Annotated in this window: 10 protein-coding genes and 2 tRNA genes; 6 read left to right on the top strand and 6 right to left on the bottom strand. The window is 71.5% G+C overall.

Going from position 1 to position 12214, the window contains the following annotated elements; all coding sequences use genetic code 11:
- Positions 1-53 precede the first annotated feature (53 nt).
- Positions 54-785 (top strand): ferritin-like domain-containing protein, encoded by a 732-nt coding sequence (locus ACKTSN_RS24150; protein ID WP_409471022.1) that lies wholly within the window; start codon positions 54-56, stop codon positions 783-785.
- Between the two features lie 171 nt (positions 786-956).
- Here the strand turns inward: ACKTSN_RS24150 and ACKTSN_RS24145 are convergent, their stop codons facing one another.
- Positions 957-1109: a hypothetical protein gene (locus ACKTSN_RS24145; RefSeq protein WP_409471021.1), complete on the bottom strand. Its 153-nt coding sequence runs from the start codon at positions 1107-1109 to the stop codon at positions 957-959.
- Between ACKTSN_RS24145 and ACKTSN_RS24140 the strand changes: the two genes are divergently transcribed.
- Both ACKTSN_RS24140 and ACKTSN_RS24135 read left to right on the top strand, forming a co-directional pair.
- Positions 1095-1316, top strand: a complete 222-nt coding sequence (locus ACKTSN_RS24140) for a hypothetical protein (protein WP_409471020.1) — start codon at positions 1095-1097, stop codon at positions 1314-1316. The genes ACKTSN_RS24145 and ACKTSN_RS24140 overlap by 15 nt on opposite strands.
- 67 nt (positions 1317-1383) lie before the next feature.
- Positions 1384-2172: a calcium-binding protein gene (locus ACKTSN_RS24135; RefSeq protein ID WP_409471019.1), complete on the top strand. Its 789-nt coding sequence runs from the start codon at positions 1384-1386 to the stop codon at positions 2170-2172.
- 174 nt (positions 2173-2346) lie between these two features.
- Here ACKTSN_RS24135 and ACKTSN_RS24130 read toward each other — a convergent pair whose 3' ends face one another.
- The 4 genes from ACKTSN_RS24130 to ACKTSN_RS24115 form a co-directional block, all read right to left on the bottom strand.
- A complete protein-coding gene (locus ACKTSN_RS24130; RefSeq protein WP_409471018.1) occupies positions 2347-3270 on the bottom strand; it encodes a hypothetical protein in 924 nt (307 codons plus the stop codon).
- 73 nt (positions 3271-3343) lie between these two features.
- Positions 3344-4177 (bottom strand): hypothetical protein, encoded by an 834-nt coding sequence (locus ACKTSN_RS24125; protein ID WP_409471017.1) that lies wholly within the window; start codon positions 4175-4177, stop codon positions 3344-3346.
- A gap of 356 nt (positions 4178-4533) precedes the next feature.
- Positions 4534-4606 (bottom strand) — tRNA-Arg (locus tag ACKTSN_RS24120).
- 190 nt (positions 4607-4796) lie between these two features.
- Positions 4797-4887: transfer RNA gene (locus tag ACKTSN_RS24115), tRNA-Ser, on the bottom strand.
- A 180-nt stretch (positions 4888-5067) separates the two neighbouring features.
- On the opposite strand from ACKTSN_RS24115, the gene ACKTSN_RS24110 reads away from it, so the two are divergent.
- Both ACKTSN_RS24110 and ACKTSN_RS24105 read left to right on the top strand, forming a co-directional pair.
- Positions 5068-5601 (top strand): SSI family serine proteinase inhibitor, encoded by a 534-nt coding sequence (locus ACKTSN_RS24110; RefSeq protein WP_409471016.1) that lies wholly within the window; start codon positions 5068-5070, stop codon positions 5599-5601.
- 296 nt (positions 5602-5897) lie between these two features.
- Positions 5898-10241 carry a PAS domain-containing hybrid sensor histidine kinase/response regulator gene (locus ACKTSN_RS24105; protein ID WP_409471015.1) on the top strand — a complete coding sequence of 1448 codons (4344 nt, stop codon included), beginning with the start codon at positions 5898-5900 and terminating at the stop codon, positions 10239-10241.
- Between the two features lie 9 nt (positions 10242-10250).
- Here the strand turns inward: ACKTSN_RS24105 and ACKTSN_RS24100 are convergent, their stop codons facing one another.
- Positions 10251-10829 carry a TetR family transcriptional regulator gene (locus ACKTSN_RS24100; RefSeq protein ID WP_409471014.1) on the bottom strand — a complete coding sequence of 193 codons (579 nt, stop codon included), beginning with the start codon at positions 10827-10829 and terminating at the stop codon, positions 10251-10253.
- 141 nt (positions 10830-10970) lie between these two features.
- On the opposite strand from ACKTSN_RS24100, the gene ACKTSN_RS24095 reads away from it, so the two are divergent.
- Positions 10971-12173 (top strand): MFS transporter, encoded by a 1203-nt coding sequence (locus ACKTSN_RS24095; RefSeq protein WP_409471013.1) that lies wholly within the window; start codon positions 10971-10973, stop codon positions 12171-12173.
- Positions 12174-12214: the final 41 nt, after the last annotated feature.

The raw sequence follows: 12214 nt of genomic DNA, 5'->3' as shown, positions 1-12214 counted from the left end.
GGCGTCGTCCCTCTCCGGGGCACGGTGGCCGTGTCCCAGAGAGGGGTGACCGGGTGCATACGGGCGAGTTCGCCAAGTGGACACAGCGGTTCGAGGACGAGCGGGAGCGCAGGCACGCCCGGAGTGACCCGGACTGGGGGCGAGGGGCGACGCTGCATCCGGCGGTGTGGGCCAGTATTCAGCGCTTCCAGGTCGGCGAGGACGGTGACGGCGCGAACCTGGTCGGCAAAGCGGACCAGGCCGGCGACGCCGACTACGCGCAGGCGGTCCGGCTCTTCGTCGCCGAGGAACAAAACCACGCCCGTCTGCTCGCCCGGCTGCTGGCTGCGGGAGGCATACCGCCGTTGACCGGCCACTGGAGCGACACGGTCTTCGTACGGTTGCGGCGTCTCATGGGCCTGCGCATGGAACTGCTGGTGCTGATGATCGCGGAAGTGGTGGCGCTGCGTTATTACCGGGCCCTGCGCGATGGTGCCCGGGACGAGCTCACCTCGGATGTGGCGGGCCGGATTCTGTCCGACGAGCAGCACCACGTCCCGTTCCACTGCGAGCGGCTGCACGCCTCCATGGCAGAACTGCCCCGCACCATGCGCCGTCCGGTGACGGCCCTGTGGCGACTTCTTCTGCTCGCGGTCTCCCTCGTCGTTGCTGCTGACCACGGCCCGGCGTTGCGCCGGCTCGACCTCGGGCGCCTTCGTTTTGTGCTCGATGTCATGGCATCGTCCGACGCGGTGGTCTCCGCGGTGCTGGTGCCCCGCCCCGATGCATGGTCGAGCATGGGTTGACGACCGACAGCCCTGCCTGCCCACCTCCTGGCTTGCCGGCACAGCCCTCCGCGCCGCACCGTGACGTTTGAGCATGCAGGTGCGCTGGGTATAGGGGACCGCCTGTGTGACGGCTGTGCCTAAGTCATCGCAATCGAACAAGGGGATGAGAGTGGCACCGCGGGCAGCACATCATCGGCGTTCGCTGAAGCGTCGTGTCTTTGCCGGGGTTTCTGTCGCTGCGGCGGCCGGGACCGCGGCACCGTCGCCGCCCTCGGTCTCGGCGACCGGCCCGACCTCGCCCTCGACGATGACGGCGACGGCGACGGCATGCTGGTCTTCCACACGGTCGTTCCCACGTCCACGATCCCGTCCAGCTACACCAAGACCAGCGCCCGCCTGATCAGCCGTTCCGGCGCCTTCGGCACCACGAAGACGCTCACCTCGGACGGCCGGGTGCCCCAGGTCGACGCCCGCCCGAGCTCCCGGTTCACGGTGATCTGGCAGCAGGCCACCCACCCGTACACGATCAAGTCCGTCGCCGGTCCCTGATCGGCTTCAACCGCCCCGCCGCGCCCCGTTCGGCGGGTTCCAACTCATCGCTCCGTGAAGGAAATACATGCGCAAGCGCGCTGCTTATGCCGTGCTCACTGCTGTCGCCGCGCTGGCCGGCTTCGCCGTCCCTGGTGCCTACGCTGACGAGACCGTGGGCGATATCCAGGTCACCAGCGTCGCCGTCAACGGTGGTAAGAGCATCGTGGTCGACACGGCCGACAAGACGATCACGGTCTCGGTGACCGCCACCGACCCGTCGGGCATCTGGGACGCGGACTTCTACCTGTGGCGGGGCCCGGACGGCTCTGACCCGTATTACAGCCCCGACGGCTACATCCTGCCCAACGAGGACACCACCCCGGCGGACTGCGTCGCCTCCAGCAGTACGACGTCCACCTGCTCGAAGACCTTCACCTTCGAACCGGACTGGTGGCTCACGAACGCCGACGCCGGCACATGGAAGGTCGGTGTCCAGGTGTGGGCGAACGACGACAGCTGGACCGAGCGGTGGGCCTACACCACCACCCGCCTCCAGCGGCACTCCAAGCTGACCGCCAACGCAAGTCCTGAGCCGATCGCCAAGGGCAGGACACTGACGATCACCGGCAAGCTCACCCGGGCCAACTGGGACACGCTCGATTACCGGGGCTACGCCAACCAGCCGGTCAAGCTCCAGTTCCGCAAGGCCGGTACCACGACCTACACCACCATCAAGACCGTGAACACCTCCAGCACCGGCAGCCTGACGACCACGGTCCCCGCGTCCGAAGACGGCTACTGGCGCTGGGACTTCGCAGGAACCTCGACCACTCCGGCCGTCAAGGCGACCGGCGACTTCGTGGACGTGCAGTGACCCGAACGCCGCTCTCGACGGCTGTCACATGGACCGCCTGCTCAGGAGGCGCCCCGGTCGTCAGTGATCGACACAGTTGATGTCAGACCGAAGTCAAAGGCCCCGGACCATGATCGGTCCGGGGCCTCTTGGCTGGTGCCCCCGGGCGGGATTCGAACCTACGACACCCAGCCGTCACTTCCTGTCGAGTTGGAGCAAGCCGCTGTAGTCGGCCGTGATCGTGTGGCCGTAGAAGGGATCCGTGCCGGTGGTACGGCCGATCACCGTGGCCTCGCCGCGCTGGAAGGGCACGGTGCCCGTGGGCGTGGCCTGCGCGGTCCACGGCGTGGGATCGCCCGGCACGCACGCCACCTCCGTACGGTACGACCCGCGGACGGTGGCGCCCTCGACGGTCTGGCTCACCGTGCCGTACGACTGCACCGTCACAGGCGAGTTGCAGGTGACCGTGCCGTGCACGACAGCCTTCCCGCTGGTCCTGTCGGCGACGCCGTCGGCGGCGACCTGTAGCCCCAGCACGGTCTCGGCGGGCGGCTCCGGATTGGTCAGGCGAACCTCGCCGCGCACCGACTCCGTTGCTCCCGGACAGTGCTGCTCGAAGGAAGCGTCGAGAGCCTTCACATAGCCATGAGTCCCGAACTCCACGGAACGAATGGTGAAGGAGCCCTCGGCAAGACAGTCCCGGCCGTTGCCCCTGAGCTCGATCCGGGGCTCGCCCGGAGCCGGATTGGCCTTGGCGCCGGTGTAGGTGCCGGGCACCAGCGGCTGCGACGGTCCCCACGGTGCCTCCAGGTGCAGGGACCAGGTGTCGCCGCCCGCACTGTCGACGAAGACGCCGACGCCGGTTCCGACGCCGTTGCTGGTGTAACCCTGGACGGTCATCCCGTCCAGGGAGCCCTCGCCATCGGTGTAGGAGTACGACTGACCGGCGCTGATGTATTCACCGGCATCCCCGCTGAAGGCGAAGGTTCCGTACTCGACCTCATACGCCTGCGCCATGCCGCCGCCCAGCAGGCCCGACGCGACAGCCGTGAAGGCCAGCGCCGTGGCGAGGCCGGTGGTGATGCGCGTATACGCGTTGTTGCGTGCGCGAAGTCTCAAGGAAAGCTCCACAGGTCCATGGATCGATAGGAAGAGACAGGTAGAGAGATGAATGTGAAGTACGGCAGCCGCTTCAGCTCTTGCGGAGGGACACGGGGGCCGTCTGGGGCTCGGTGACGACCGTGTGCCCGTACACCGGATCAGTCGCCTGCGCCTTGAACTCGACCATGGCATCGCCCTTTTCGAAGGGGACGGCGCCGACGGTGCCCTCCGCTGCCCACGTGGCAGGCGTGCCCGGTGTGCAGTCCACCCGTGTGTAGTACGAGGCGGTCGCGAGGGTGCCCTTGGCCACGACCTGGTCGATCCTGCCGTTCACCAGCACATTGACCGGCTCGGTGCAGGTCACGGTGCCGTGCACGGCGGGCTTCCCGTCGGCTCCGACCGTGCCGGAGGCGGCGATGTCGACGCCCAGCGACAGCTCCGCGGGCGGCGGTGGGTTGGTGAGGTGGACCTGGCCGGTGAGGCCGGGGGTACTGCCCACGCAGTTCTGCTGGAAGCTCGCGTCCAGTGCCTCCACGTAGCCGCGCGGTCCGAGGACCATACGGTCGATGGTGAAGGATCCCTCGGACTCACAGCCGTAGAAGGTGCCGCTGACGGAGAGCCTCGGCGCACCCAACGCCGGTGTGTCGGAGGCGCCGGTGTACGTTCCCGGGGCCAGCTGCTTCCCGTACTCGGCTCCCATGACGACATCCCACCGATCGCCGTTGGCGCCCAGAACGATGACGGTGAGCCGGTTGCGGTCGTCGTCCCAACCGGCGTACATGGCGTCGGCCGAACCTTCGCCGTCGGTGTACGAGTAGGAGTAACCACCGCCGACCGGGTCCCCGACCTCGCTGACGACACCGAACGTCCCGGATTCCACTTCGACGGCCTGCGCCGGGGAACTCACCAGAAGGCCCGCTGTCACCACCCCGATGCCCAGGGATACACCGACGCTCCTGGCAAGCCGGGTGAACGCACGCGATCGAACACGCATACTCATGCTGCCCCAAGAGTGAGGGATGAGCTCGTCAAGAGCTCCTGCCGTGGGGGGCGGCGGGAGGAGTATGCCAACCCCGCAGCGATCTTGACAACCTTGCGCTCACTCGCCGGTCCGCTGATCAGCGGCCTCGCCGACCAGCAAGACAGAACGAGCACACGGCTCTGACCGGCTCAGACCAGCGCGGCCTGTGGGCTGACGATCGCCATGACGATGGAGGTCCACGCTGCTGTATGTCCAGAAAAGTCAAAGGCCCCGGATCTCTCCGGGGCCTCTCACCTGTGCGCACTCGGCAGGATTCGAACCTGCAACCTTCTGATCCGTAGTCAGATGCTCTATCCGTTAAGCTACGAGTGCTTGTCTTTGTTCTGTTTTCCCGCCGCTCCCGGCCCTTCTGGCCCGCTCGCGGCGACAGGAAGAACATTACATGACTGCCGCCGTCATGTGAAATCCGTTAGCCGTACCCCTTGTGACCTGCGAAAACGCGCTCTGAGGGGGTGAAACGGCGAAGCCCCGGTCGGGATGGACCGGGGCTTCGGTGATCGCGCGGAGGCGGAGGGATTTGAACCCTCGATGGGCTTTAAGGCCCAAACCGCATTAGCAGTGCGGCGCCATAGACCGGACTAGGCGACGCCTCCAGCACAACCGCCCGCGCGAGCGCGAGTGGTTCGTGCAGATGATGACACAGTCGAGCGTGCTGTCACCAATCGCCCCCCACGGTACTAGGCAGGCGGGTCGCAGAGCAAAGGGCTTAGCCGCGCGTCCGGTGGGCAACGGCGGGCGCGCAACATCCGGGGGCGTACAGCGTTAGTCAGGTCATGTTGCAGGTCACCCCCCTCACCCTCGCCCGCCCGGCGCTCCGGCGGCTCGGAATCGCCGCCGGTGCCTCCTTCGCCGCGCTCACCGCCCTCGCCGCGGCCCCGGCAGCCGCCGCGGCCACCGACGCCTCCTTGGGCACACCGGCCGCGCCTTCCCCTGCAGCACCTCCGCCCGTCCCTGACCGCGGCCGGGACGGTGATCGCCTCACCGTCACCGTCCGGGATTCCGGCGGGCGGGCGGACGGGACGTATGAGCTGCGGTGTCATCCGGAGGGCGGCGGTCATCCGGATGTGAGCGGGGCGTGTCGGGTCCTCGACCGGGAGACGCGGTGGGGGGTGGGCGCCTTCGCGCCCGTGCCGTCGGACAGCGTGTGCACCATGCAGTACGGCGGGCCCGCCACCGCGCACGTCACCGGGACGTGGGCCGGACGCCCCGTCGACGCCACGTTCGACCGCCGCAACGGGTGCGAGATCGCCCGCTGGGACCGGCTCGTGCCGCTGCTGCCGGAGGTGCCGTCGGAGGCGGGGACCTAGCGGCACTGCGTAGCGGCTGGTTCCGGCAGCAGGGGCGGTCGGCGGAAGCAGTGGGAACCGGCGGAAACGACAGTGCTGTAAAGGTCTCGCGGAGGGCGCGTGCCGTGGGCGTGCACGGGCGGGGGACCGCGCTGGTTCGTCGTCCGTTGGGCGTCGCCTCGTCGTGCGAGCTCTCTCTCATCCGGCGTCGCGAGCGCAACCCCAGCCCTTAGACTCCCTCGCGTGACACGTCGCGGGCAGGTTGGCAAGATGGCCCGAGCGGTCGGCAAGGTGCGGTAACAGGGAGGAAGCGTCTCGTGAGCAGCAGGCCATCCCGAGGCGCTGCTCGCCTCGCAGCCATACTCGACGCGCTGCCCGACGCGTTGGTACTGGTCAACGCCAACGGGACCGTCGTCAACGCGAACACCATCGCGCTCGAGGCCTTCGAGGCGCCGGGTACCGCGCTCGTCGGGCGCGGGCTGCTCGATCTGCTGCCGCAGTTCGACTCGAAGCTCATCCCGGGTTCGATGCGGCGGCCCGATCACGTCGATCCCCCTGGGCGCACCAAGCCGACCCGGATGATCGCCCGGCGGACGGACGGGAGCGAGTTCCCCGTCGAGGTCACCAGCGCGAATCTGGAAAACGGCCAGCAGGCCTACGACAGTTACGGCTACAGCAGCGACGAGCTGCTCATGCTCGTCGTGCGGGATCTTTCCGGGACCGTCGACACGGAGGCGGAGCTCGCCCGCTCGCAGCGGCAGACCGAAATGATCCTGCGGGCCGCCTCCGAAGGCGTCGTGGGGACCGACACCGACGGGCGGATCGTGCTCGTCAATCCGGCCGCCGCGCAGATACTGGGCTACCGCGCCGGCGAGCTCGGCGGCAAGGAACTGCACACGCTCGTCCTGCACTCGCGGGCCGACGGCTCGCCCTTCCCGTACGAGGAGTCCCCGCTCGCCGACACCCTGCGTTCCGGGCGCAAGCACCGGGTGCGCGGGCAGGCGCTGTGGTCCAAGAACGGCAACAAGGTGGCCGTGGACCTGACGACCGCACCCGTTCGCGACGGCGACCAGCTGGTCGGCGCGGTGATGACGTTCACCGACCGGCGGCCGTACGACACACTCGCCGAGGAGAAGGCAGCCGCGGAGAAGCAGCACGCGGAAGAGCTCGAGCGGCTCTCCGAGGAGCATGCCTCCGACCTCACCGCCCTGCGCCAGCAGCACGTCACCGAGCTCGAGGAGCTGCGCGAGCGGCACGAGGAGGAACTGGCGGCCGGCGAGGACCGGTACGCCGCGCTCGCCGAGCGGGAGAAGGACCGGTACGAGGCCCTGGCCGGGCGACATGAGCAGTTGCTGACGCTGCTCGGCGGGTCGCTGCGCGGGCCGCTCGACGAGCTGCGCCGCGAGCTGGCGGCGCTGGCCGCGGACGACGCCGGGCAGCTGTGGCCCGAGGCCAACCAGGTGCTGCATCACCTCTCGGCCGGGTACTCGCGGATCACCCAGCTCATCGACAACGTCCTCGGCTATCAGCGGCTGGACGCCGGGACCGAGGACATCGCCCGTACGAAGGTCATGCTCGACAGCGTCGTGGCCGCCGGTGTCGACGGAGCCGTCGAGCTCATCGGGCCGGGGCGGATGCAGTTCGCCGTGCACGCGCCGCCCATCGAGGCCGAGGTCGACCCGAAGCTTCTCGCCACCGCCCTCGCGCACCTCGTCGCCGATGTCGCCGGGGTCGACGCGACCGGCAACTCGCCCGTCTCGGCGGGCGGTTACATGGACAACACCGTCGTGGTGGCGGCGGCGCAGCGCGGTGAGGTCGTACGGATCGAGGTGCGCGGGCCGTACGCCGGGGGAGACCCGGTGCACGAGCCGATCGTGCGCGGGATCGTGCGGGCGCACGGTGGTGTGCTGCAGACGCACGAGGTGCCGGGGATGAGCGGCAGCGCGTACGTCCTGGAGGTTCCGCTCGGGGGTGGGGCGGGGGCCGTTTCCGCGCCGGCCGCGCCCGAGGCCGCCGGTGACGAGGCCGGTGCCGGCTCGTCCGAGCAGACCTCGGGCGGGGGGCGGCGGGCCCGGCGGGCCTCCGTGGACGCCTTCCTGGAGAGCGACGTACCGGGATCCGGGCCCGAGACGGAGGCGGCCGCGCCCACGGGGCGGCGGCGCAGGCGTGCTGCCGCACCCCAGGCCCTGAAAGCGCCGGTCGAGGCGAGCGAGGTCGTCGGCGGTACGGGACGCAGGCGCGGGCGGCCGGCCGAGGACGCCGGCGGGGTGGACGGTGCGCCGGAGGCTGCGGCGGGCGGTGTTGCCGAGGGTGCCGTCGTCACGGCTGCCGAGCACGCCGCGGGCGCCGCGGCCGTGGGCACGGGGCTGGGCGGGACCGTTCCGCCGCAGGGCGTGCCCGCGCCCGGTGGCGGACGGCGGGCCCGGCGCGCGGCGGGGGAACAGCACGCCCTGCCGCCGGCGCTGCCCGCGGCAGCGGCATCACCGGCCCCGGCCGGCTCGGGTGTCGAGGACCAGCAGCCGACCGGGCGGCGGCGGCGTGCCCTCGCCGCCGCCCAGGAACGTGCCGCCGCGCAGGAGGCAGAGCCGCGTACGGTCTTCGCGCTGCCGCCGGCGGAGGCGGACCGGTCGTCGTCCGACGAGCAGCAGCCGGCTGCCGTCGCCCAGGTGCCGGATCAGCCACAGGCCGTGCAGGTGCCGGGGCAGGGCGCCTCTGGTGCCGGACACGCCGATGACCACGGCCGGCACGACGCCGTGCCGCACGACCAGTCCGAGGACCACACGCCGCCCCAGCCGCACCCCGCGAGCGCACCGACGGGCCGACGCCGACGGGCCGTTGCCCAGCCGACGGAGGCGGCGACCGTGACGTCCCCGCAGGCCATTCCGGCCCAGATGACCCCGGGTCAGGGGACTCCGGGCCAGGTGACGCAGGCAGTCCAGGCGGCACCTGCAGCCCAGAGTGCTCAAGCGACCCAGACCGCACCCGCCGGCCTGCGCCAAGCCGTGCCCGCACAGCACGCGCCCGCTCAGGCCCCGGTCCAACCCGTTGCCGCACCGGGCGCCCAGCCCGTCGCGCAACCCCTCCCGGGCCAGGCCGCTCCTGCGCAGAACGGTACGGCGCAGGGCCAGCCCCTCCCCGCCGAGGCGCCCCCCGGTCACGGCACCCCGGCCCCGCAGCAGTGGCCCGGCACGGCCGACTCCGACGACACCGCCGGCACGGGCGCCTCGGTACCTCCGCAGGGCACGGGCGCCGCCGTACCGCCGAACGCCGCGGGCCCCGCCGTACCGCCGAACGCCGCCGGAAACCCCGTACCCCCGGCTCCCGCCCCCGCTCCGCAGCCGACCCCTCAGCCTCAGGCCGCAGCCCAGCCCCAGACCCCGCCCAACGGCGCAGCCCAGCCCGCGCCGCAGACCCCCGCTTCCGGCACTCCCCTCCCCCCTGAAGCGGGGCAGGCGGCTCCGGTGCAGCAGGCGCGGGTCGCGCAGCCGCTGCCCGCCGAGGCCGCCGCCGCGCCCGCGGATTCGAACTCCACGCAGGGCCGGGCGATCAGTGTGCGGACGTTGGGGCAGGGTGTGCCGTTCACGCGGCAGGCGGCGCAGGTGCAGCAGCCGTCGGGCGGCGCCACGCCTCCCCCGCAGCAGTCCACCAACGGCGGACGACGCCGCAAGCTCGGTACACCGCCGGACCCGGCCGGCGCGCGCCCGGAGCAGCCCGCCCGCCCGCATCCGCCGGCCGAGCAGCCCCCCGTACAGCAGCAGCCGCAGCCGTCCCTCGCGGGGCAGTCCCGGCTGGCCGCGGGGGCGAGTGAGGGTGCCGGACGCTCGTACGCGATAGGCGCACCGGACGAGAACGCCGCCGAGGGACCCGAACCGCTGGACGGTCCGGGCGGCGCCGTCGAGGTCGCCGACACCCCGCGGCCGCAGCCGATGGACGACGAACTGCCGCCCGAGCCGCTGGACAACCCGCGTCGGCTGCTGGTCTGGCCCGCGCCGGACGTGTCGACCCAGCAGGCGCTCAGCGACCGCGGCTACCGGCCGGTGATCGTGCACTCGCGCGAGGAGGTGGACGCGCAGATCGCCGCGTTCCCGGCGGCGCTGTTCGTCGACCCGCTGACCGGGCCGATCACCCGGACCGCACTGCAGTCGCTGCGGCAGGCCGCCGTGGCCGCCGAGGTGCCGGTCATGGTCACGGCCGGGCTCGGGCAGGCGACGCGCGAGGCGGCGTACGGCGCCGATCCCGCCGTCCTGCTGAAGGCGCTCGCGCCGCGCGACAGCGAGCAGCACCCGCCACGCGTGCTGCTCATCGAGGAGCACGCGGAGATCGCACTGGCGCTGACGGCGACGCTGGAGCGGCGCGGGATGCAGGTGGCGCGGGCGGCGAGCGACACGGACGCGGTGACGCTGGCGGGGCAGTTCCGACCGAACCTGGTCGTGATGGACCTGCTCCAGGTGCACCGGCACCAGGCCGGGATCGTCGACTGGCTGCGCGCGAACGGGCAGCTCAACCGCACCCCGCTGGTCGTCTACACGGCCGCCGTCGACCAGGCCGACCTACCGCGGCTCGCGTCGGGCGAGACGGTGCTGTTCCTCGCCGAGCGGTCCACCAGTTCCGAGGTGCAGAGCCGGATCGTGGACCTGCTGGCACGGATCGGCACGAACTGAGGCTGCGGTTCAGCGTGCCGTCAGCCGACGCGCCGCCTCCTTGATCGATGTGCGCAGGCGGTCGCGGTCGGTGTCGTCGGCGCCGACGAGGATGCGCTTCATCTGCGGGACGACGACAGCCCAGTTGGCGAGGGCGGTCAGCAGGAAGAGCAGGTCGGGGGCCGGGATGGCGTCGGTGATGACGCCGCGGTCCTGGCCGTCCTGGACCAGGGCGACCTTGCGGGCGTAGTGGTCCTGGCGCTCCGTCTCGTCGGGGAGTTCGGCGCTGCCGTACTCCAGCCCCTCCCAGAAGAGCAGGCGCAGCAGTTCGGGGTGGGCGGCGTGGTAGTCGATCAGGCGGTCGATCCAGCCCTCGATGTCGTCCGGGTCGACGGGGACGGAGATGGCGAGGTCGAGCATCTTCTTCTCGAGGACGTGCGCGAACAGCTCCGCCTTGTTGCCGAAGTAGGCGTAGATCAGCTGCTTGTTCGCCTTGGCCTCGCTCGCGATGCGGTCGATGCGGGCGCCGGCGATCCCGTGGCGGGCGAATTCGGCGACGGCCGCCTCGAAGATGCGGGCCTTGGTGGCCTCGGGGTCCCTGACTGCCATGGTGACAGGGTAGCGGAGGTAACCAACTGTTTGGTTGACGGGAATGCATGCACCTCGCAGACTGTTGGGCGGGAAGTCAACCAACCAGTTAGTTGCTAGAGCGGGCTCGAACGAGTCCGACTCGAAGGAGTCCTTCCGCTCATGCCCTCGGCAACCACCACCCACCAGGCGACGTCGGCCCCCGTACGGAAGCCCGGTTCCACCGCCCCCGCCCTCTTCCTCACCCTCATCGCCGTCTGCAGCGCGGTCACGGCCGCCAACATCTACCTCGCCGCCCCGCTGCTCTCCCTCATCGCCCGCGACTTCGGCTCGGCTCCCTCGGCCGTGGCGTGGATCGCCTCGGTCGCGCAGTTCGGCTACGCGGTGGGCCTGCTGCTGTTCGCCCCGCTCGGCGACAGCGTCAACCGGCGTCGGCTGGTCACCGGCCTGACCGTGGTCACCACGGCCGCGCTGGCCGCCTCCGCCGCCGCCCCCGGCACTGCCGCCCTCGCGGCCGCCGTGTTCGTGACGTCCGCGGCGACCGTCGTCCCGCAGCTCCTCGTCCCGCTGGTCGCCGAGCGCGCCCCCGCCGATCGCCGGGCCCGTCATGTCGCGGCGGTGATAGCGGGGCTGTTCGCCGGCGTCGTCGCGGCCCGCGTGGTCGGCGGACTGGCCGGTCAGGCGTTCGGCTGGCGGGCGGTGTTCCTGGGCGCGGGCGTGCTCACCCTCGTCCTCGGCCTGGCCACGGCCCTGGTGCTGCCGTCGGAGCGCCGACCCCGGACCGGTCATCTGTTCTCCGGCATCCCCGCGCTGCCCGGACTGGTCCGCCGCTCCCCCGACCTGTGGCGGGCGTGCGTGCGGCAGGCGGGAATGTTCGGCGCGTGGAGCGCCCTGTGGACCTCGCTCGCGCTGCTGCTGACGGGGCCGGAGTACGGCCTGTCCACCGCCACCGCCGGGCTCTTCGGCCTCTTCGGGCTCGCGGCCAGCGTGGTGGCTCCGCTGGCGGGCGGTCTGGTGGACCGTTTCGGCGCCGCCAGGGTCGTACGCTCCGCGTATCTGCTCGCCGCCGTCGCCGTGCCGCTGTTCTGGCTGGGCGGGCAGGTGATCTGGGCCCTGTTCGTGGCGGCGGTCGTCATCCACGCCGCGCTGGTCGCCTCGCACGTCGCCAACCAGACCCTGGCCCTGACCACCACCTCCACCCCGGCCACCGCCAACACCGCCTACGTGGTCGCCGGCTTCGCGGGCGGCGCCGTCGCGTCCGCCCTCGCCGGCTCCGCCTTCAGCCACTGGGGCTGGGGTGGCGTGTGCGCTGTGGCAGGGGTGTGGCTGGTGCTGGGGTGGACGACCACGGCGGTACGGCGGTGAGTGACCACCGCGGCGGTACGGCCCTCAAGGCCGCCGTACCG

The organism is Streptomyces flavusporus (assembly GCF_046267975.1).
Lineage (GTDB): Bacteria > Actinomycetota > Actinomycetes > Streptomycetales > Streptomycetaceae > Streptomyces > Streptomyces flavusporus.
The sequence above is the reverse complement of the archived record's forward strand: the minus strand, read 5'-3'. Positions and strand labels throughout refer to the sequence as shown.